Raw genomic sequence first — 19,874 nt, 5'->3', positions numbered from 1 at the left:
AACATTAAAGTTTTTTATGGTTGGCAGATGCGGACGACTGAAGACTGTTTTGCAAGGGCTGTGCCCGGTCGGGATCGGGCAGAAAAATGTCGGTTTAGAGCGGTTGCGCGCGGGTGGGGTGCACCATGAAGGAACGAGTCGCGTGTGACGGTGCATTCGTGTGCGCCAGATTAGGGCGCCGATTTCGCAAACAGTGCCATTCACTGTTGGAGCGGGCTTGCTCGCGAATGCGGTGGGTCATTCAAAAATGAAGTTGGCTGGCACGGCCTCTTCGCGAGCAGGCTCGCTCCCACAGTTTTTTATGTTTGTTGTGTCAGCGGCGGCGCATCAGGCCGATGAAAAAGAGGCCGCCGATGGCAGCGGTGGCAACGCCGATGGGCAGGTCTTCCGGCGCGATCAGGGTTCGCGCGGCGACATCGACCCACACCAGAAACAGGCTGCCGAGCAAGACGCAGGCCGGCAGCAATCGGCGGTGTTCGGCACCGACCAGACGCCGGGCAATGTGCGGCACCATCAGCCCGACAAAACCGATTGAGCCACTGATCGACACCAGCACCCCGGTCATCAAGGACGCGATCACAAACACCCGCAGGCGCACCGCACGGGCATTCAGACCGAGGGTGACGGCGGTCTGTTCGCCGGCCATCAAGGCGTTCAACGGTCGGGCCATACCCAGCAGCAAACCGAGGCCGAGCAACACGCTCAGGGCCGGCACCGTCAGCAGCTCCCAACGCGCGAGGCCGAGGCCGCCGAGCATCCAGAACATCACCGCCGAACTGGCGCGATGGTCGCCCATGAACAGAAGCAGATTGGCGATTGCCATCATCACGAACGACACCGCCACGCCGCACAGCAGCAAGCGGTCGCTGTCGAGCCGACCCTGACGGTTGGCAATGCCCAGTACCAGAAACATGCTCAGCAATGCACCGATGAATGCGGCAATCGGCAAGGTCAGCAAACCGACGATCTCACCGATGTGCAGCACCACGATCACTGCGCCGAGTGTCGCGCCAGAGGTGACGCCGAGCAGGTGCGGATCGGCCAGTGGATTACGCGTTACCGCTTGCAGCACCGCGCCAATCAACGCCAGCCCGGCACCAACCAACGCCCCGAGCAACATGCGCGGCACGCGGATCAGCCAGACGATGTGTTCCTGTCCGGCGCTCCAGCTCACCTCGCCGAGACCGAAAGCCTTGTGCAGCAGAATCCGCCACACCACGTCCACTGGCACCCGTGCCGGGCCGAATCCCAGCGACATCACGCACGACACCAGCAACACGGCGCCGAGGGCGGTCAGCAACAAGGCGTAGCGACGGTCGATCATTCGCCGTGGAACCCCTTGGCCAGGGTTTCCACCGCCAGCACGTTATCGATCCCCGGCGTGGCCTGCACGTAAGGGATGACGATGAAGCGCTGGTTCTTGATCGCATCGACCGATTGCAGCGCCGGGTTCTTCAGCAGAAATTCGATCTTCTGTTCAGCGGTGATTTCGCTGTAGTCGACGATCACGATCACCTGCGGATTGCGTTCGACCACGGTCTCCCAGTTGACCCTCGTCCAGCTCGCGTCGACGTCGTCGAGAATGTTGCGCCCGCCTGCAGCATCAATCAGCGCCTGCGGCATGCCGAGACGCCCGGAAGTCATGGCGCGGTCTTCGCCGCTGTCGTAGAGAAACACGCGCGGCTTGTCGGCGGGCAGGTCTTTGCGGATCTCGGCGACCTGATTCTGCATGTCGGCGATCAGTGCGTTGGCGCGATCCTGCACGTCGAAAATTTTCCCGAGGTTGCGCAGGTCGTTGTAGGTGTCGTCCAGCGTCGCCGCCGGACGCTTCATCACGAAGGCGCAGGATTCGGTCAGCTCATACACGTTGATGCCCAGCGGTTGCAGGGTCTGCGGCGTGAGGTCGCCACCGACGCGCATGCCGTAATCCCAGCCGGCGAAGAAAAAATCAACGTTGGCGTTGAGCAGGGTTTCCACCGATGGATATTTCGCAGCCAGCTCCGGCAAACCGTCGAGCAACGACTGCATTTCGGGCGTCACCGACTTCCAGCCGCTGACGCCGCTGTAACCGGCCATGCGCGATTTGAGGCCGAGGGCGAGCATCATCTGGGTCATGTTGATGTCGTGGCTGACCGCGTGTTTCGGCGCTTCGTTGAAGGTCACTTCGCGGTTGCAGCTATGGATGGTCAACGGGTATTTCGTAGCTTCGGCGAAGGCCTGGGCACTGCACAACAAAAGAGCGACACAAAGCAGGGAACGCACAGTCATGGTCGGGTTATCCAGGTGATTCGCGGGTAGCCGTGAAGAGGGTGGGAATCGATCAACGCCTCGACGCCGAACACGTCGCGCAGCAGCTCGGTGGTGAGTACCTGTTGCGGCGTGCCGCTGGCGACGATCCGCCCGTGATTGATCACGTACAGTCGGTCACAGAACGCGGCGGCCAGGTTCAGGTCGTGAATGCTGGCGAGGGTGCCGATCTGCAGACGTTTGACCAGTTGCAGCAGTTCGAGCTGATAACGCGGGTCGAGGTGGTTGGTCGGCTCGTCGAGGATCAGCAGTTGCGGTTGCTGAGTCAGGGCGCGGGCAAGGATCACCCGCTGCTTCTCACCGCCGGACAGGGTGGCGAACGCATGGTCTTCGAAGCCGTCGAGGCCGACGGATTTGAGCGCTTGCGTCGTCAGATTGCGATCTTCCAGCGTGTCGCCATCGAACAGGCCTTTGTGCGGCGTGCGACCCATGGCGACCACTTCTTCGACGGTCAGGCCAAAGGCATCGGGGAATTCCTGCAAAACCACGGCGATGCGTTTCGCGCACCAGCGCGAGGACTGTTTCCACACGTTGTGGTGATCGAGTCTGACCTCTCCGCTTTCCGGCTGGCTGAAGCGATAGGCGCAGCGCAGCAGGCTGGTCTTGCCGCTGCCGTTGGGGCCGATCAGCCCGACAAACTCACCGGCGGCCACCTGCAACGAGGCGTCACGCAGCTGGAACTGGTGATGGCAGTGGCCGTGGCCCAGAGGTGTCCAGGCGAGGTTGGCGAGATTTAGCGAGGTCATCAAATTCCTGAATTCATTACATCATTTGTGGTGAGGGGATTTATCCCCGATGGACCGCGCAGCGGTCCCAAAACCTGTAATCACGATTTGTCAGAAGACTGTATTCATCGGATTGCGACGGCTTCGCCGCCGATCGGGGATAAATCCCCTCACCACAGGAATGTTTGAGCTTTTAAAAGGTGTAATCCGCCGTGACGAAGAACGATCTCGGCTCGCCGAGAATCCACTGCTGGCCGGCATTGTATTGGCTTTGTGCGTACTGGCGGTCAAACAGATTGTTCAGTTGCAGGCCAAGCGTGGTGTTGCGCAGGGCTTGCCACGACAGCGTCGCATCGACCACGGTGTAACTCGGCAGCTCGTTGCGGTTGGCCATGTCGGCGTAGCGCGCATCGACATAACGCACGCCGGCCCCGGCCTTCAGATCATCACTGAGGTTTTTGTTCAGCCACAGATTGGCGGTGCGCCGTGGTACATCCACCGGGCGATTGCCGTTGTACGACAGGGTTTGCCCGTCGACCACTTCGGAGAAGTCATCGTACTTGGCCTTCACAATCGCCGCGTTGGCCTGCAGTTGCCAGGCGTGCGGCAGTTGCAGATCGAGGCTGGCTTCCAGGCCGTTGGAAGATTGCTGGCCAACTTGCTGCTTGAGCGTCGGGTTGCCCGGATCGTCGGTCAGCAGTTTCTTTTTGACGATGCGATAGGCCGCCAGGGTGAACTCGCCGCGCTGATCCCAGAACAACTGCTTCAGGCCGATTTCTGTCTGGCGCGCGGTCGACAGGTCGTATTGCTGCTGGCTCGGACTGAGGGATATCAGGCCGCCGATGCCGTCGGTGCTGGTCGCGACCTGACCGTAGAACGAAGTCTCGGGCGTCAGGGCAAACACTAGTCCGGCCTTCCAGTTGTTGCCGGTCAGGGTCTTGTCGCTCTGGCTGTCGTCGATCAGATTGTTGCGATCAACGTGCACGTAATCACGGCGCACGCCGGTCACCAGCGACCAGCGCTCGCTCAGTTGCGTGCGGTTTTCAGCGAACACTGACATCTGTTTGGTGGTGCTGTCGAACTGGTCGCGGTACGGGTTGGCGCTTTCGAAATAGCCCGGTTGCGGGTGATACAGATCCAGCGCCTGACCGTTCGGCAGCACATCGTTGAACGGCGAGTTGCTATTGAGCTGGAAGCGGATGCGGTTGTAATCGACGCCGGTCACGGTCTGGCTGTCGAGGCCGAACAGCGAGTGCTTGAAGGTGAAGGTCTGGCGGTCGCCGACCTGCTCCTGCTGATGGCCGATGCCGAAGTAGCCGCTGCGGCTGAGCTGTTGCGTGGCGGTGTCGAAGTTGTAGTTTTCGGCGTTCTGCCAGCGGCGCTGGGCTTTGAGGTAGTACAGCTCGTTGCTGGCAAAGACGGCGTCGTTGATCTGCCAATCGCTGGTCAGGCGCGTCCACTGATCGTTGTAGTGCTGCTGGTCGTCGCGCACGTTGTAGTTCTTGTTGCGCAGGCTGTCCTGCAATCGGCCGTTGATCAGTGGAGTGCCGAAGTAGTTCTGCGGGCGCTGATCGCCGTAATCGTGGGCGAGGGTGAAGGCCAGGTCTTCGGTGGCCTGCCAGCGCAGGGCGGCGCTGATGAAGTCGCTGGAGGAGTCACCGCGATCGATCCAGCCGTTGCTGCGCAGACGATTGAGATTGAGGCGATAGCTCAGGGTGTCGCTCAGCGAGCCGCCGCTGTCGAACGCCTGCTGCTGGCTGTCGTAGGAACCGTAGCCGACGCGCAGGTGATTTTCGATTTCACCCTCGAACGGTTTCTTCGGAATCACGTTGACCACCGCACCGGTCGCGCCTTCGCCGTACAGCACCGAGGCCGGGCCGCGCAGTACGTCTACGCGCTGCACCGACCAGGTGTCGACCGGAAAGGTCACGGTGCCCATGCCGGTGTACATCCGATTGCCGTCATACAACTGCATCACCGAACTCTGCCCGGTAAAACCGCGTGCCTGCAACGAGGTGCCGCCATCGCCCGGGGTGCCGGTGCGGCTGATGCCGGTGCTGCGCGACACGGCGTCCTGCACGCTGCGATCACCACGGGCGCGAACCTGCTCGCCGCTAAGGCTTTCGACGCTGGCCGGAGTTTCCATGGCCGTCAGGTTCAGGCGCGAGCCGGCGGTGGTCGGCGTGGTCAGGCTGACACTTTCTTCGTCAACCGCAGGTGCGGAGATGGTGCCGGTGGGCAGCGTCAGCGGCTGGCCGTCGGCGTTGGCGTTGTTCAGGGCGAACAGGCAGAGGCTGGACAAGAGGTACTTGTTCATCGGGACGGTGAATCACTTCTTCAAAAGAAAGCCCGCAACTTTTGGTTGCGGGCAGGGCGGCCTATTTGCGTTATACAGTAACACTAAAAAATGCCGGAGTTTAAGTCCCGGCAGTTTAAAGATCTGTCTGAAACGCGCATCTCGCCTGCTTCACGTTGAAGTTGAGGCAGATTCAGCTTGGCGGCCCAGACGCGACAACAGCAGCCGATCCAGCAGCCAGACCAGCACCAGCGAAGCGCCCACCAGCGGAAAGATCACGGCCAGAGCGAGCATGATCGCCACGCCGGTTTTCCATTTCGGCAGGTCATGGCGCAGCGGCGGCACGCCGAACTTGCCCTGCGGACGCCGCTTCCACCAGATCACCACACCGCTGACGGCGCTGAGCAGAATCATCAGGCAGATCAGCAGCACGACAATCTGGTTGAAGGTGCCGAACATCTTGCCCTCATGCAGCATCACACCGATTTCCGTGGCCCGTGCCACCGCGCCGTACTGCTCGAAACGCACATCAGCGAGGACCTTGCCGGTGTACTGATCGACATGCAGGGTCGCGTCGTTGCGCGGGTCGTCGGCGAACACGGCAATGGTGAACACACCGGTTGCGGTGGTCGGCAGGGTGATGCTGTAGCCCGGTTCGACCTTGCGTTCAATGGCGATGTTCTGCACCTCTTGCAGGCTGATCGCGGGTGCGGCGGGACCGTGTTGCATGCCGCCGTGGGCCATGTGTTCGGCGTGGTCGCCGGACATCGGCATCGGCGTGTTTTCCATTGCCCATGGCACGGTCTGGCGCGCGGCGTTATTGAGGCTGCCGGCCTCGACGTCGGAGGTCGGCACGTTGTTCCACATCGCGGCCGGGAACACGTTCCACACCTGGGCGTACTGCTTGCCCCAGAAGCCGGTCCAGGTCATGCCGCTGAGCAGCATCACCAGCAGCAATGCCGCGCCCCAGAACCCGGTGACCGCGTGCAGATCACGCCACAACACCCGACCGCGACTGTTCAGGCGTGGCCACAGAATCCCGGCGGCCTGACCGCGCGGCCACCACAGAAACACCCCCGACACCACCAGCACCACGCCCCAACCGGCGGCGAGTTCGATCAGGCGATCACCGAGCGTGCCGATCATCAATTCGCCGTGAATGGCGCGGGCGACGGCTTGCAGATTTTTCTTCGCATCCTGCTCGCCAAGGATGTCGCCGTGGTACGGGTCGATGAACACATTGAGTTCATGACCCTCATTCTTCACGACAAACTGAGCGCTGCGTTCGGCGTTGGCCGGCGGCAGGTACTGGGTGATCTGGCCTTGTGGATAAGCGCTTTTCACCCGTTGCAGCAGATCATCGGCCGGCACCGTGTGATGCCCGGCGGGGACGTTGAGCAGGCTGCTGTACATCAGTGAATCGAGTTGCGGTTTGAACAGGTAGATGATGCCGGTCAGGGCCAGCATCACCATGAAGGGCGCGACGAATAGGCCGGCATAGAAATGCCAGCGCCAGGCCAGGTTGTAGAAGTTCGGTTTGGGCTTTTGCATCACGTTTGCTCCGCTTGGCTTGGATCTTTTCTTTGTTCTGTATGGGGAGTTTCACCACTGCACTCCTATGGGAGCGGGCTTGCTCGCGAAAGCGTCGTGTCAGGCGCCACCCATGCTGGATGTACCGCCGTCTTCGCGAGCAAGTCCGCTCCCACAAGGGCAAGGCGTGCCGCTCGGTTAGAAACTCATATCGACCTTGGTCCAGAGCGTGCGCCCCGGCTCGTTGATCGCTTGCGGGTCGTTGGCCGGGTAGCCGAAACCGGCGTTACCGGCCAGGTTCAGGTGCTCGGCGTAAGCCTTGCCGAACAGGTTGTCGACGCCGGTGCTGACCTTCCAGTTTTTGTTGATCCGGTAGGCGCCGTTGAGCGAGAACACGCCAAAGCCGCCGCTCTTGTCGTAGTCCTTGCCGACCACGTTGCCCTTGTTCTGGTCGATGCGGTTTTGCGCCGCGACCACGCGCCACAGCGCCCCGGCGCTCCAGTTGTCTTCGCTGTAGGTCAGGCCGAAGCGCGCATCCAGCGGCGGCATTTGCGGCAGGGCTTTGCCGTCGCTGCTGTTCTTGCCCCAGGCGTAAGCCAGGGTCGCGTCGGCTTTCCAGTTATCGGTGAGTTTGTAGGCGGCACCGAGCTCGCCACCCATGATCCGCGCGTCGATGTTTTCCGCGCGCGAAGTGCTCATGCCCATCATCGTCGGTGTGTAGTCGAACAGGATGTAGTCGCGCACCACACCGATGTAGCCCGAGGCCCAGGCTTCGAGTTCGGCAGTCTTGTAGTTCACGCCGAAGTCGAACTGGGTGGTCTTCTCCGGTTTGATCGAGTCGAACGCATTCAGCGAGCCGGCCGGGCCGGACTTCGGTGAAAACAGCTCCCAGTAATCCGGGAAGCGCTGCGCGTGACCGAGGCCGGCGTACAGCGTGGCCGGGCTGTCAGCGAGGTCATGCTCGTAACGCACGAAGCCGCTTGGCAGGGTGTCGGCGCGGGTCTCGTCGGCGGTCGGATTTGGCCGGCTCATCATTCCCGAACCAATGCGCTGCCGGTAATCCTTGGCCGAAGCACGGTCGACCCGGGCGCCGGTAATCAGCCGATCACGGTCGGCGGCGTACCAGGTCATTTCGCTGAACACGCCGTAGTTATGGAAATCGGCGTCCTTGGTGTACGGCTGATCCTTGTAGGTGTCGATGCCCATGCCACTGCGCTGGCGATGCTCGTTGGTCTGCGCATCGAGACCGGTGATCAGCTGGATGTCGGCCCAGCGCCAGGTTGCCTTGATCCGCGCGCCGAGGGTGCGCCGGTCGACGTTGGAGGCCATGGGCCCCGCCATCATCCCGGTGCCGGATGGGGTGCGCAGGCTGTAGTTGTCCATCACGTGGTCGGCGTAGTTGTAGTAGACCTGCGCTTCGAGTTTCTCCAGTACGTCGGTGATGTTGGATTTTTCGAAGCGCAGGCCGAGGCTTTCGCGCAGGAACTGCGAACCGTCCATGCCGCGCCCGGCGTAGCGCGCTTCGCCGTCGCCCTTGCCGGCGGTGAGTTCGATCAGGGTGTCGGCGTCCGGGGTCCAGCCGAGCGCGATGTCACCGTTCCACTTGTCGTAGCGCGACGGCACGCTGTCGTTGTTGCCGTCGCGATAGTCGTCGGAGTGCGCGGTATTGCCGATTACCCGTACGTAGCCCAATGGCCCGCCGGCAGCGGCGTCGACAACTTTGTCGAAGCGTCCGTTGGAGCCGGCCAGCACGCTGGCATTCACCCGCGTGCCGAGTTCGCCGAAGCTTTCCGGCTCACGGTCGAAGAGGATCGTGCCGGCCGATGCGCCCGGCCCCCAGAGTACGGTTTGCGGGCCCTTGATCACCGTGAGTTTGTCGTAGGTTTCCGGCGAGATGTACGAGGTCGGCGCGTCCATCCGCCCGGGGCAGGCGCCGAGCAGCATGCTGCCGTTGGTGAGAATGTTCAGGCGCGAACCGAACATCCCGCGCAGCACCGGATCACCGTTGGTGCCGCCATTGCGCACCAGGGCGAAGCCGGGAATGGTCTTCAGGTAATCGCCGCCGTCACTGGCCGGCACCGGCTGACGCGGATCCTTGGGGTTGGTGACGATGGTCAACGGCGAGCTGGGAGCGATCGCGGTGATCACCGTCGGGCTGAGTTCATCAACGTGACCGGCGTGGTCATCGGCCAGCACCAGCGGCGATAACAGAACGCCGCAAAGGACGGCGGTGGCGTGCGAGAAACCAATGCGCGATGCGTTCAGCGCGAAAGACGCCTGGGCAGAACCCGAGCGTGGAACAGCAGAAAACCTGGACATGACAATTTCCATCAAACAGTCGTAAACGACACGGCCGGCAGCCTGAAGCTGTCTTCTCAACCGTGTGCAATCAAAGGTGCGGTGTTTACGCCGTGATGGGCGGGGCGCGGGTGCGGGCGCCGGGGAAGAAGGTCTGCCGGGCATGGCCCAGACGCGGGAAGGGCGGGGTGAAGGTGTTGACGTGGGCAATGCTGAATGTGGCGAACGTGCCGCCACCGGTCAGCGCCGGGCAATTGAACAGCAGGCTGCAATAACCGCATTTTTCCCATAGGGCGTGGTGCGAGGATTGTGGCGGGCAGTGTTCGGCAGCCGGTTGTGCACCGTGCGCGGCGTGATCCATGCCCGGCATATCCATCGCCAAGTCCATGCTCATCGGCATGGAAGTCGAGGCGTGCTGATCCATCGGCATCGACTGAGAAATCAGCGGGCCGATGAAGATCATCAACATGGCGAACAGGGCGATCCAGCTACCGCGGGTCAGAGTCTGGCTCTGGCGATGCAGGCGGGATGCCCCGGCGCGTTGCGGGCGCACGGGCGTGGTCAGCCGGATCGGTTACTGGGCGTGATCGTGTGCCTGGGTATCTTGCGGAGGTTTCTTCTGCACCGCGACTTCGACGGTGACGTCACCGGCCTTCTCGAAATGCAGGGTCAGCGGGAAGCGTTTGCCGTCGCTGAGCAGGCTGCGGTCTTTCGGGTTGAGCAGCATCACGTGATAGGCCATCGGCGCGAACGTCACCTTGCCGCCAGCAGGAATCACCACGTCGGGCACCTGCTGCATTTTCATCAGGTCGCCCTGCATCACATGCTCATGCAGTTGCGCTTCGGCGGTGATCGGCGAATCGACGCTGAGCAGGCGGTCGTCGGTCTTGCCGGGATTGCTGATCACGAAATAAGCCGCGACGGTCGGCGCGTTGGGCGGCAGCTCCTGCGACCACGGGTGAGCGATTTCCAGCTCGCCGGCCTTGTATTCGTGGGCATGGGCGAAGCACGCCGGCAGCAACAGCGCAGCGATGACGAAGAGTTTGTTCAACATGGCAGTTCTCCAGAACGATTTGATACGCAGGTCAATTGCGAGAACAAATCAAACCAGAGGCGAGGCGCGGGGATTAAGGCTCGGCCATTGCTGGCGCGGTGTCGGTGTTTGCAACGAGGGCGGCGCCACGCTGCGATTGCTTTCGTAGCGGGCGAAATACAGCTGCGGTGCATGGCCCGGCAACGCCACCAGCGGCGCTGAACCCGAGCAGCACCAGCAATGCTGCATGTTGGAATGGCTGTCGTTGGACGGGGCTTTCTGCTCTGGGGCGCCGATGTTGATCGCCACCATCTTCGTCCCGCTGCCGGTGCAGAAGCTGCTCCACAGCAACTGTTCGGCCGGTGAACTGGCCGCCTGCGCCATCGCCCCGGTCATCGGCATGGCGAGCATGTTGAACAGCACTGCAAAGCAGGCGATCCAGGCAAATGCAAGCCGGTGTCGGTTCATGGGGACAGATCCGTTGGGTGGGCGATCAGGCGCGGGCTATTTAGCCTGATCAGGGCCGATAAGTAAAAAGGCGTCGTGCGGTTTGGTGTCGCAGCGATCTCATCAACCAATCGCTCAGTTCACTGGTACCGCGTGAACCTCCATGTCTACTCCCAGCGTAGTTCGGATTACCGAAAAAATTTTTGCCAGATTGTCCATGCTCGGGTTGCCTTTGGCGGACAACATTCGATGCAGGCTTTTGCTGGGCTTTTCAGTCTCCCTTGCAAGTTCTTCGAATCCGACAGTTGCATTGACGAGGTCGCGCAAAATTATCCTCGCAACTTCTGGCTCGCCATTCAGAAAAAGCGTTGCGGCTTCGTCCAGTAATGCCTGGGCAAATTCGGGATCACGTTGTGCACGCTCTGAAATTGAAATTTTGTAGCTTCGAGTGAGCGCCATCAAATTACCTCTGGTTCTGTTCAGCTTTTTTTCGAGTTCGAAATTCGGCTATCAGTGCTTTCACCTGTTTGATGTCCTGTCTCTGTGTGGATTTATCTCCTCCACCGAACAAGATGATCAGTCGTTTTCCCTCTTGTATCAGATAAATTCTATAGCCAGGCCCCCAGTTTATTTTGTATTCGCCGAGACCATCGAACCACTTGATGTTGGAGGTGTTGCCCGCTTCCAACCGTGCCAAGGCTTTCGAAACCCTCGCTGCGGCCGGCACGCTCAAAGTGGAGATCCAACGGCCAAACGGGCTTGAATCGTTTTCTTGTAGATATTCTTCGAGTGTGATCACAGTCGGCCCTGAAGGTAACAAATAGGTTACTTATCATGCAAGCCGTGGATCTTGCCTCAGGAGGTGATCGTCTCCAATTCAACAAGTGTTTCTTGAAGCGTCCAAAACTCCCGATCAACCCCCGCCACCTCCGGCCGCTTCAACACCATCACCGGCACCCCCAACTCCCGCGCCACTTCCAGTTTCGGCTCGGTCGCGGTGCTGCCGCTGTTCTTGCTGATCAGCACATCGATCTGCCGGCATTCGAACAGTGCGCGTTCATCCTCCAGCAGAAACGGCCCACGGGCGCCGATGACTTCGCAGCGTTCGTTACCGGGATAAGCGTCGAGGGCGCGCAGGGTCCAATACTGGTTGGCAGGGATTTCGTCGAGGTGTTGCAGCGGTTCGCGGCCGAGGGTGAACAGCGGGCGGCGGAACGGTTTGAGGGCTTCGATCAGTTCGGCCCAGTCGCTGACTTCTCGCCAGTCGTCGCCCGGTTGCGGCTGCCACGCGGGGCGGCGCAAGGCCCAGCAGGGGATGCCGGCGAGTTGTGCGGCGATGGCGGCGTTGTGGCTGATTTGCGCGGCGTAGGGATGGGTCGCATCGAGCAAAAGTGTGATGCCTTCGTCGCGAATGAATTGCGCCAGACCTTCGGCCCCGCCGTAGCCGCCGACGCGCACCTGGCAGGTCAGGTCGGTCGGCACCCGGCCCACGCCGGCCAGACTGTAAATGTGTTCTGGCCCCAGCGTACGGGCGATGGTCAACGCCTCGGTGACGCCGCCAAGCAGCAGAATGCGTTTCATGCAAAACCTCCGGCGTGGCCGACAATGCCGCCCTGGCGATCAATCGCAAACACCTCGACCTGCACCTGCGCCGGCACCACGCTGCAGGCGAAATTCAGCGCGTGGCGGCAGACCTCATTGCCGAGGGCAATGCCTGCCGCACTGGCCATCGCCAGGGCCTGCTGACTGGTGTTCGCTTCACGAATACGCTGTTGCAACGCCTGATCGGCGCCAATCGCCGCCGCCCATTCGGCCAGTTGCGGCAGGTCGATGCTGGAATGGCGAGAGTGCAGATCCATGTGCCCGGCCGCCAGTTTGCTGATCTTGCCGAAGCCGCCACACAGGCTGAGTTTATCCACAGGCACTTTGCGCAGATGCTTGAGCACCGCACCGACAAAGTCGCCCATTTCGATCAAGGCGATTTCCGGCAGGTCGTAGACCCGGCGCATGGTGTCTTCGCTGGCGTTGCCGGTGCACGCGGCAATGTGCAGATAGCCATTGGTTTTGGCGACGTCGATGCCCTGATGGATCGAGGCGATGTACGCCGCGCAGGAAAACGGCCGGACGATACCGCTGGTGCCGAGGATCGACAAACCACCGAGAATGCCCAGCCGCGGGTTCATGGTTTTCAGTGCCAGCGCCTCGCCGCCCTCGACATTGACGGTGACCTCGAAGCCGCCGGCATAAGCGCTTTCGGTGGCGAGCAGCGTCAGGTGGTCGCTGATCATCTTGCGTGGCACCGGGTTGATCGCCGGTTCACCGACGCCGAGCACCAGCCCCGGCCGGGTCACGGTGCCGACACCTGCGCCCGCGACAAAGCGAATCCCCGGCTCGGCCAGCAGCCGCACGTGCGAATAGAGCAGCGCACCGTGCGTTACGTCCGGGTCGTCGCCGGCGTCCTTGATCGTCCCGGCCTCGGCGCCGCCCTCGGTCAGGCGGCAGAACTCCAGGCGCATCTGCACTTGTTTGCCTTTGGGCAGAACGATCTGCACCGCATCCGCCGACGTACCGCCGAGCAGCAGGCGGGCGGCGGCGAGGCTGGTGGCGGTGGCGCAGCTGCCGGTGGTCAGACCGCTACGCAGGGGCGCGGGTTGTTCGGCGGTTTCGTCACGCATCGAGGGGTTTGACCAGATCCAGCAGGGTAATCGGCAACGCCTGACGCCAGGTGTCGAACTCGCCCAGCGGTTGCGCCTGGGCCACGTGAATTCGGGTCAGTTCGCCGCCGTGGCGTTCGCGCCAGTGCATCAGAGTGACTTCACTTTGCAGGGTCACGGCGTTGGCAACCAGTCGACCACCGGGTTTGAGTTGTTCCCAGCAGGTTTCAAACACGCCTTCACGGGTCACGCCGCCGCCGATGAAGACCGCGTCGGGTCGCTCCAGCCCGGCAAGGGCCTGCGGTGCGCGGCCACGCACCAGGTGCAGACCGGGTACGCCCAACGCGTCGCGGTTGTGTTCGATCAAGGCCTGTCGGCCTTCGTCCGCCTCGATGGCAATCGCGCGGCAGCTCGGGTGCGCGCGCATCCATTCGATGCCGATCGAGCCGCAACCGCCGCCGACATCCCACAGCAGTTCGCCGGGGATCGGCGCGAGGCGGGCTAGGGTGATGGCGCGGACATCGCGTTTGGTCAGTTGGCCGTCGTGCTGGAATGCCGAATCGGGCAGTCCGGCAAGACGTGACAGGCGCGGTGCCTGCGCATCGGCCAGGCATTCGATGGCGATCACATTCAGATCGGCAATCGCCGGGTCATTCCAGTCATTGGCAGTACTTTCGAGGCGCCGTTCGGCATCGCCGCCCAAATGCTCAAGCACAGTCAGGCGGCTGCCGCCAAAACCGCGCTCGCGCAGCATCGCCGCGACTGCCGCCGGACTGTGCCGGTCATTGCTCAACAGCAACAGGCGCACCCCGCTGAACAGCTGCGCATTGAGTGCCGCCAGTGGTCGCGCCACCAGCGAGAGGGTGACCACCTCCTGTAACGGCCAGCCGAGCCGGGCGGCGGCCAGCGAACAGGAAGAGGGCGCGGGCAGGATCAGCATCTCGACACTCGGCACGTGACGCGCGAGGCTGGCGCCGACGCCGTAGAACATCGGATCACCACTGGCCAACACGCACACCGCTCGGCCGCGCTGCTCCAATACCGGCGCGAGGGAAAACGGACTCGGCCACAAAGTGCGTTCGCCACGAATGCACACCGGCAGCAAGTCCAGTTGCCGCTGGCCGCCGATGATCCGCGAAGCAGCCAGCAGGGCGCGCCGGGCGTTTTTGCCCAGGCCCTTGAAGCCGTCTTCACCGATTCCCACAACCGTCAGCCAGGGTGTCATGCCGTTCCTTAATCCTGAGTAGATCTTCACGGGCGGCATGATAACGCGACTGCCGGCACCTGACGCAGGTCTGTCGTCGCGGCGTGTCGAGAACAACGCGGAAACTTAATGTCGAGTAATAGTGATTTTTTCAACTTCCGTTTTTGTTAGTTTGATTACAAGTCAGTTCTTTTTAATAAGTCTGGCGCAATGAAGCTATAAAATTAACACGTGCCAAGTTGGCAGGGAGCGATATGGATATCAATTCAGCTACACGTTTAAGTCAGAGTAATGCAGTTGCCGTTAATAATATGTTGTTCACCGGACTGGAGGGGCGGGCAGAGGCCGATAACAGATTTGTGAGGAACTGCATTTATCTCGCCCAGATCGCGGCGGACAGCCGTTGTGACAGCAGTCTTCAGCCTGCAGAGTGGTTCGATTACTTTGTCGGAGGCTTGTGGTCATGTGGCTGGGAACAGGAGGAGAAACCGGTGGTGCTGGTCCAGGAGGCGTTTTCCGGAAGTGTGCAGGAGGCGTGGCGGCGGTCGACAGCACCCTTGCTCGCGCGCGTTCAATTAGCGCAGGTTGAAGCCGGGCTGGCAGCGCTTGAAAAAGATGTAGCGCTACTGCAAAAGTTTACCGCCCTGAGTGGCAAAACCTTCACCTCGCACATTGTGCCGGTCAGTCAGAACGCCAACGGCGAGTTGGTTGTGTTGCTCAGCCATATCCGCTTTTTCAAGTTGGTGTTGAGTACCAGCTACCTGTTCTGGCAGGTCCATCAACCGATGTCGCAACTGGACATCCGCGCCAGGAGAATGGTGATCAGTCGCCGGGACATCGACAAAAGCCGGGACGTTGTAGATCAGGCGATTCGCGAGAGCGTGCCCGACCTTGAGGAGGTCGAACTCTGAACAGCCGCAGTTTCCGACCGGCAGGCATTTTCATGCGCTCGGGCAAAGCAGGCATAATGGCGACCTTTCGCCCACCACAGCGCTGCCCGTCAGCCGGTCATCCCTTGAACGAACGCTCAATGTCCACCGCTCTGCGCCCCTCGGCTTGTCCGGGGTTGCTGCGTATTGTCCAGGCGCTGGACGGCGGCATTTGCCGGATCAAGCTCAATGGCGGCTCGATCACTGCCAATCAGGCCGACGCGGTGGCCGATGCCGCCGAGCGTTTTGCCAGTGGCGCGATCGAGGCGACCAACCGCGCCAATCTGCAGATTCGCGGCATCGGCGAGCAGTCAGCGGCATTGATCGACAGTTTGCTGGCCGCCGGCCTGGGGCCGCAAACCGCAGCGGGCGACGATGTGCGCAACCTGATGCTCAGCCCGAGTGCCGGGATCGATCGGCAGTTGCTATTCGATACCCGGCCCCTGGCTGAACAGATTCTGGCGACCCTGCAGACACATCCGCGCTTTCATGAGTTGAGCGCCAAGTTCGCCGTGCAACTGGACGGCGGTGAGGCGTTGGCGATGCTCGAGCATCCGCATGATCTGTGGCTGTCGGCGTTCGAACGTGACGGTGAAGTGTTGTTGGCGTTCGGTCTGGCCGGCTGCCCGACCGATCGTGCGGCCGGTGCCGTGAGCGTGGAAAACGGCCATGCACTGGTGGTCGCGGTGCTGGAGTTGTTCCTTGAGCTGGCTCGGCCGGAGCAGACCCGCATGCGCCATTTGCTCGATGAACTGCCGCTGCTGGCGTTTCTCGAACAATTGCGCGAACGCGTGGCGATCAAAGCTGCCGTTGCTCGACAGCGCACGCCGATGGCGGATGCGCTGCATATCGGTGTTCACGCGCAAAACGCTGACGACCGGGTATATGTCGGTGCGGTGCCGGCGCTCGGCCGTCTCGATCCGGCCATGCTGTGGGGCGTGGCCCAGCTGGCTCGCGAGTTCGGAGATGGCAGCCTGCGTTTCACCCCTTGGCAAAGTCTGCTGCTGCCGAACGTGAAGCCCGCCGACGCGGGGCGAGTCCTGCAACACCTGAGGCAATTGCACTGGCTGACCGACATAAGCGAGCCGTTGTCCCGACTGATTGCCTGCACCGGCTCCAGCGGCTGCGGCAAAGGCCTGGCCGATACCAAACACGACGCGCGGCTGCTGGCGACGCTATTGCCACAGGCGCAGAGCGTGCACCTGTCCGGTTGCCCGCGCTCTTGCGCTGCGGCCCATCGCACACCGGCGACTTTGCTAGCGGTCAGCCCCGGTCATTACGACCTTTATTTTCGCGATGCAGCGCTGCCGGGTTTCGGCACGCTGCACGCACGCAACCTTACTATTGAAGCGGCCGCGATCCTGCTCGACGCCCGCTCACGGAGCCCCCTTGATGCTTGATTACATCCGCGACGGTCAGGAGATCTATCGCAACTCCTTCGCGATCATTCGCAGCGAGGCCAATCTGGCGCGCATCCCGGCCGATCTGGAAAAACTCGCGGTGCGGGTGATCCACGCCTGCGGCATGGTCGAGGCGGTCGATGGTCTGCAGTTTTCCGAAGGTGCCGGCAAGGCCGGGCGCGATGCGCTGGCGGCCGGTGCGCCGATCCTGTGCGACGCGCGGATGGTCTCCGAAGGCGTGACCCGCGCCCGTCTGCCAGCCAACAACGAGGTGATCTGCACTTTGCGTGACGACAGCGTGCCGCAGCTGGCCCGTGAGCTGGGCAACACCCGCTCGGCGGCCGCGCTGGAACTGTGGCGTCCGCATCTGGAAGGCAGCGTGGTGGTGATCGGCAACGCGCCGACCGCGCTGTTCTATCTGCTGGAAATGCTCGACGCCGGGGCACCGAAACCGGCGCTGATCCTCGGCTTCCCGGTAGGTTTCGTCGGCGCTGCCGAATCGAAAGCGGCGCTGGCGGCTGACAGTCGCGGCGTACCGTTCGTGATCATGCAAGGCCGGCTCGGCGGCAGCGCCATGGCCGCCGCAGCAGTCAATGCCCTCGCCACGGAGATCGAATGATGCAGGCCAAAGGACGTTTGATCGGCCTCGGTGTGGGCCCCGGTGATCCGGAACTGATCACCGTCAAAGCCCTGCGTCTGCTGCGCGAGTCGCCAGTGGTGGCGTACTTTGTCGCCAAGGGCAAGAAGGGCAATGCGTTCGGCATTATCGAAGCGCACCTGCAGGACGCGCAGAATCTGTTGCCGCTGGTGTACCCGGTGACCACCGAAGTGCTGCCGGCGCCGCTGTCCTACGAGCAAGTGATCAGCGATTTCTATGATGATGCCGCCGAAGAAGTTGCGGCGCATCTGGACGCCGGGCGCGACGTTGCAGTGATCTGCGAAGGCGATCCGTTCTTCTACGGCTCCTACATGTATCTGCATGACCGGTTGTCCACGCGCTATGAAGCCGAAGTGGTACCGGGCGTGTGCTCGATGCTCGGCGGCGCCTCGGTGCTCGGCGCGCCGCTGGTGTATCGCAACCAGAGCCTGTCGGTGCTCTCCGGCGTGCTGCCGCATGAGGATCTCAAGCGCCGTCTGGCCGACGCCGATGCGGCGGTGATCATGAAACTGGGGCGCAACTTTCCCAAGGTCCGTGCGGTACTCGAAGAACTCGGTCTGGCCGAGCGGGCGCTGTACGTCGAACGCGCGACCATGGCCAATCAGAAGATCGTGCCGCTGGATCAGGTCGAGCCGATGTCCTCGCCGTACTTCTCGCTGATCATCGTCCCGGGCGAACGGTGGCAAGGTTGATGACGCCATCCACACCGGCCATTGTCATCCTCGGACAAGGCGCGCTCGCCACCGCACGGCGGATCCAGCAGTTGTATCCGACAGCGCAGATCCACGGCCTCGCCGGACGCGTCGAAGGCGCCGACTGCAGCTATCAGGAATTCGGCGCGACCCTGCGTGAGTTGTATCAGCAAGACACGCCGATCATTGCCCTGTGCGCGGCCGGCATTGTCATTCGCACCCTGGCGCCGTTGTTGCTGGAAAAAGGTGCTGAACCGGCGGTGCTCGCCGTTGCTGAAGACGGCAGCGCCGTGGTGCCGCTGCTCGGTGGCCTCGGCGGAGTGAATGTCATGGCCCGGGAAATCGCCGCCGCATTGCAGGTCGCCGCGGCGATCACCACCAGTGGCGAATTGCGTTTTGGCACCTGCCTGCTCAATCCACCCAGCGGTTATGCGCTGGCTGATCTGGAACTGGGCAAGCGTCTCGTTTCCGATCTGCTGGCGGGGCACAGCGTGCGCATTGAAGGGGCGGCGCCGTGGCTGGATCAGGCGCAGTTGCCGCAAGACCCGCAGGCGCAGCGCTCGATTCATGTCGGCAGTGCCGAGCGTGTCGCGAGCGCCAACGAGTTGCTGATCTATCCCCGCAGTGTGGCGGTGGCGGTGAGTGCGCAGTTGGACGATCTGCCGCATGCCGTGCGCGCCGCGTTGCAGCAGGCCGGGGTTGCGCAGCAGTCGCTGGCCTGTCTGCTGGCGGCTGACACTGAAATGGCGTCGGCCAGACTGCGTGAAGCCGCCCTCGAACTGGGGGTGCCGCTGCGCTTTGTCGCGGCGCAGAAAGACCTCGGCGAGTTGGCTCGTCAGGCACTGCCGCAGGCCGCGATCAGCAATACCAACGGTCTGGCGATTGCGCGGGCCGAACAGCCGCTCGACGTCGCGCAGATCGGTCGGCAGCGTGGGCGCCTGGCGGTGATCGGCCTTGGCCCCGGCGCTGCCGAGTTGATGGTGCCTGCGGTCAAGGCGGAACTGGCGCGGGCCACCGATGTGCTCGGCTACGAAACCTATGTGCGCATGGCCGGCCCGTTTCGCGATGATCAGGTGCAGCACTGCACCGACAATCGCGAAGAAATGCAGCGCGCCCGCCACGCCTTCCGGCTGGCGGCCGAGGGGCGTTCGGTCATCGTGGTCTCATCCGGCGACCCCGGCGTGTTCGCCATGGCCGCGGCGGTGCTCGAAGCGTTGCACGAGTCGACCGACCCGAAATGGCACAGCGTCGAGCTGGAAATCCTGCCGGGGGTGTCCGCCTCGCTTGCCACGGCTGCGCAAGCGGGTGCGCCGCTGGGGCATGATTTCTGCGTGATGTCGCTGTCGGACAACCTCAAGCCGTGGTCGATCATTGAAAAACGTCTGGATCTGGCGGCCGAGGCCGATCTGGCGCTGGCCTTCTACAACCCGATCTCCCGTGCGCGTCCCTGGCAATTGGGGCGCGCATTGGAAATCGTCGCGCAGCATCGCAGCGCGGCAACACCGGTGGTGCTGGGGCGCGACATCGGTCGCCCGGGGCAAACCCTGCGCGTGACGACACTGGGGCAACTGACCCCGGATCAGGTGGACATGCGCACCATGGTGCTGGTTGGCTCTTCAACGACTTGCACCTTCCCCAAGGCTGAAGGTGGCGAGTGGGTCTACACGCCGCGCTGGTACGGCGAAAAGCCCCAGTCCTGAG

General features: G+C 62.4%; 19 protein-coding genes. 5 read left to right on the top strand and 14 right to left on the bottom strand.

The features are described from left to right. Positions 1 to 313: 313 nt before the first annotated feature. The 14 genes from HDC30_RS13990 to cbiE form a co-directional block, all read right to left on the bottom strand. The gene (locus tag HDC30_RS13990) at positions 314 to 1,324 is read right to left on the bottom strand and encodes an iron ABC transporter permease (protein ID WP_183783647.1); all 1,011 of its coding nucleotides are present in this window, start codon (positions 1,322 to 1,324) and stop codon (positions 314 to 316) included. Further along, positions 1,321 to 2,268 carry an ABC transporter substrate-binding protein gene (locus HDC30_RS13985; RefSeq protein WP_115988311.1) on the bottom strand — a complete coding sequence of 316 codons (948 nt, stop codon included), beginning with the start codon at positions 2,266 to 2,268 and terminating at the stop codon, positions 1,321 to 1,323. Before HDC30_RS13985 ends, HDC30_RS13990 begins: the two co-directional genes overlap by 4 nt. Beyond that, entirely contained in the window at positions 2,265 to 3,053 is a 789-nt protein-coding gene (locus tag HDC30_RS13980) for an ABC transporter ATP-binding protein (RefSeq protein ID WP_183783645.1), read from the bottom strand. The genes HDC30_RS13985 and HDC30_RS13980 overlap by 4 nt, the downstream gene beginning before the upstream one ends. Positions 3,054 to 3,225: 172 nt before the next feature. Continuing rightward, on the bottom strand, positions 3,226 to 5,349 hold the full coding sequence (locus HDC30_RS13975) for a TonB-dependent siderophore receptor (protein WP_183783643.1): 2,124 nt from the start codon (positions 5,347 to 5,349) through the stop codon (positions 3,226 to 3,228). Positions 5,350 to 5,499: 150 nt separating this feature from the next. After that, on the bottom strand, positions 5,500 to 6,879 hold the full coding sequence (locus HDC30_RS13970; RefSeq protein WP_183783641.1) for a PepSY domain-containing protein: 1,380 nt from the start codon (positions 6,877 to 6,879) through the stop codon (positions 5,500 to 5,502). Between the two features lie 177 nt (positions 6,880 to 7,056). After that, positions 7,057 to 9,177, bottom strand: coding sequence for a TonB-dependent copper receptor (locus HDC30_RS13965; protein WP_183783639.1), 2,121 nt, complete (start codon positions 9,175 to 9,177; stop codon positions 7,057 to 7,059). A gap of 85 nt (positions 9,178 to 9,262) precedes the next feature. Continuing rightward, on the bottom strand, positions 9,263 to 9,709 hold the full coding sequence (locus HDC30_RS13960; RefSeq protein WP_183783637.1) for a DUF2946 domain-containing protein: 447 nt from the start codon (positions 9,707 to 9,709) through the stop codon (positions 9,263 to 9,265). Between the two features lie 21 nt (positions 9,710 to 9,730). Beyond that, entirely contained in the window at positions 9,731 to 10,210 is a 480-nt protein-coding gene (locus HDC30_RS13955) for a copper chaperone PCu(A)C (RefSeq protein WP_115988305.1), read from the bottom strand. A 48-nt stretch (positions 10,211 to 10,258) separates the two neighbouring features. Then, positions 10,259 to 10,657, bottom strand: coding sequence for a DUF2946 domain-containing protein (locus HDC30_RS13950; RefSeq protein WP_096794803.1), 399 nt, complete (start codon positions 10,655 to 10,657; stop codon positions 10,259 to 10,261). Between the two features lie 114 nt (positions 10,658 to 10,771). Then, positions 10,772 to 11,095 (bottom strand): DNA-binding protein, encoded by a 324-nt coding sequence (locus tag HDC30_RS13945; RefSeq protein ID WP_027613574.1) that lies wholly within the window; start codon positions 11,093 to 11,095, stop codon positions 10,772 to 10,774. 4 nt (positions 11,096 to 11,099) lie between these two features. Further along, entirely contained in the window at positions 11,100 to 11,435 is a 336-nt protein-coding gene (locus HDC30_RS13940; RefSeq protein ID WP_027613575.1) for a type II toxin-antitoxin system RelE/ParE family toxin, read from the bottom strand. A gap of 56 nt (positions 11,436 to 11,491) precedes the next feature. Then, positions 11,492 to 12,217, bottom strand: a complete 726-nt coding sequence (locus HDC30_RS13935) for a cobalt-precorrin-6A reductase (RefSeq protein WP_183783635.1) — start codon at positions 12,215 to 12,217, stop codon at positions 11,492 to 11,494. Next, positions 12,214 to 13,311, bottom strand: a complete 1,098-nt coding sequence (locus HDC30_RS13930; protein WP_183783633.1) for a cobalt-precorrin-5B (C(1))-methyltransferase — start codon at positions 13,309 to 13,311, stop codon at positions 12,214 to 12,216. Before HDC30_RS13930 ends, HDC30_RS13935 begins: the two co-directional genes overlap by 4 nt. Further along, the gene (gene cbiE, locus HDC30_RS13925) at positions 13,304 to 14,515 is read right to left on the bottom strand and encodes a precorrin-6y C5,15-methyltransferase (decarboxylating) subunit CbiE (protein WP_183783631.1); all 1,212 of its coding nucleotides are present in this window, start codon (positions 14,513 to 14,515) and stop codon (positions 13,304 to 13,306) included. The genes HDC30_RS13930 and cbiE overlap by 8 nt, the downstream gene beginning before the upstream one ends. A 233-nt stretch (positions 14,516 to 14,748) precedes the next feature. Here cbiE and HDC30_RS13920 point away from each other — a divergent pair, with 233 nt between their 5' ends. The 5 genes from HDC30_RS13920 to cobJ all read left to right on the top strand — a co-directional run bounded on the left by HDC30_RS13920 (position 14,749) and on the right by cobJ (position 19,873). Further along, positions 14,749 to 15,405, top strand: a complete 657-nt coding sequence (locus tag HDC30_RS13920) for a hypothetical protein (protein ID WP_183783629.1) — start codon at positions 14,749 to 14,751, stop codon at positions 15,403 to 15,405. A gap of 119 nt (positions 15,406 to 15,524) precedes the next feature. Continuing rightward, positions 15,525 to 16,823, top strand: coding sequence for a precorrin-3B synthase (cobG, locus tag HDC30_RS13915; RefSeq protein ID WP_311660819.1), 1,299 nt, complete (start codon positions 15,525 to 15,527; stop codon positions 16,821 to 16,823). Then, positions 16,816 to 17,442: a precorrin-8X methylmutase gene (locus tag HDC30_RS13910; RefSeq protein ID WP_096794809.1), complete on the top strand. Its 627-nt coding sequence runs from the start codon at positions 16,816 to 16,818 to the stop codon at positions 17,440 to 17,442. Before cobG ends, HDC30_RS13910 begins: the two co-directional genes overlap by 8 nt. Next, positions 17,439 to 18,173, top strand: coding sequence for a precorrin-2 C(20)-methyltransferase (locus tag HDC30_RS13905; protein ID WP_371917839.1), 735 nt, complete (start codon positions 17,439 to 17,441; stop codon positions 18,171 to 18,173). Before HDC30_RS13910 ends, HDC30_RS13905 begins: the two co-directional genes overlap by 4 nt. Beyond that, on the top strand, positions 18,173 to 19,873 hold the full coding sequence (gene cobJ / locus HDC30_RS13900; RefSeq protein ID WP_183783625.1) for a precorrin-3B C(17)-methyltransferase: 1,701 nt from the start codon (positions 18,173 to 18,175) through the stop codon (positions 19,871 to 19,873). The genes HDC30_RS13905 and cobJ overlap by 1 nt, the downstream gene beginning before the upstream one ends. Position 19,874 lies beyond the last annotated feature (1 nt).

The sequence above is a fragment of the Pseudomonas sp. JAI115 genome (genome assembly GCF_014200835.1).
In the GTDB taxonomy this organism is placed as follows: domain Bacteria; phylum Pseudomonadota; class Gammaproteobacteria; order Pseudomonadales; family Pseudomonadaceae; genus Aquipseudomonas; species Aquipseudomonas putida_A.
This window is presented reverse-complemented; position numbering and strand designations above follow the sequence as displayed.

Bases quoted from the DNA above. Each gene is read 5' to 3' on its own strand.
- HDC30_RS13990 (WP_183783647.1), bottom strand. From the start codon at position 1,324: ATGATCGACCGTCGCTACGCCTTGTTGCTGACCGCCCTCGGCGCCGTG.
- HDC30_RS13985 (WP_115988311.1), bottom strand. From the start codon at position 2,268: ATGACTGTGCGTTCCCTGCTTTGTGTCGCTCTTTTGTTGTGCAGTGCC.
- HDC30_RS13980 (WP_183783645.1), bottom strand. From the start codon at position 3,053: ATGACCTCGCTAAATCTCGCCAACCTCGCCTGGACACCTCTGGGCCAC.
- HDC30_RS13975 (WP_183783643.1), bottom strand. From the start codon at position 5,349: ATGAACAAGTACCTCTTGTCCAGCCTCTGCCTGTTCGCCCTGAACAAC.
- HDC30_RS13970 (WP_183783641.1), bottom strand. From the start codon at position 6,879: ATGCAAAAGCCCAAACCGAACTTCTACAACCTGGCCTGGCGCTGGCAT.
- HDC30_RS13965 (WP_183783639.1), bottom strand. From the start codon at position 9,177: ATGTCCAGGTTTTCTGCTGTTCCACGCTCGGGTTCTGCCCAGGCGTCT.
- HDC30_RS13955 (WP_115988305.1), bottom strand. From the start codon at position 10,210: ATGTTGAACAAACTCTTCGTCATCGCTGCGCTGTTGCTGCCGGCGTGC.
- HDC30_RS13950 (WP_096794803.1), bottom strand. From the start codon at position 10,657: ATGAACCGACACCGGCTTGCATTTGCCTGGATCGCCTGCTTTGCAGTG.
- HDC30_RS13945 (WP_027613574.1), bottom strand. From the start codon at position 11,095: ATGGCGCTCACTCGAAGCTACAAAATTTCAATTTCAGAGCGTGCACAA.
- HDC30_RS13935 (WP_183783635.1), bottom strand. From the start codon at position 12,217: ATGAAACGCATTCTGCTGCTTGGCGGCGTCACCGAGGCGTTGACCATC.
- HDC30_RS13930 (WP_183783633.1), bottom strand. From the start codon at position 13,311: ATGCGTGACGAAACCGCCGAACAACCCGCGCCCCTGCGTAGCGGTCTG.
- cbiE (WP_183783631.1), bottom strand. From the start codon at position 14,515: ATGACACCCTGGCTGACGGTTGTGGGAATCGGTGAAGACGGCTTCAAG.
- HDC30_RS13920 (WP_183783629.1), top strand. From the start codon at position 14,749: ATGGATATCAATTCAGCTACACGTTTAAGTCAGAGTAATGCAGTTGCC.
- cobG (WP_311660819.1), top strand. From the start codon at position 15,525: ATGTCCACCGCTCTGCGCCCCTCGGCTTGTCCGGGGTTGCTGCGTATT.
- HDC30_RS13910 (WP_096794809.1), top strand. From the start codon at position 16,816: ATGCTTGATTACATCCGCGACGGTCAGGAGATCTATCGCAACTCCTTC.
- HDC30_RS13905 (WP_371917839.1), top strand. From the start codon at position 17,439: ATGATGCAGGCCAAAGGACGTTTGATCGGCCTCGGTGTGGGCCCCGGT.
- cobJ (WP_183783625.1), top strand. From the start codon at position 18,173: ATGACGCCATCCACACCGGCCATTGTCATCCTCGGACAAGGCGCGCTC.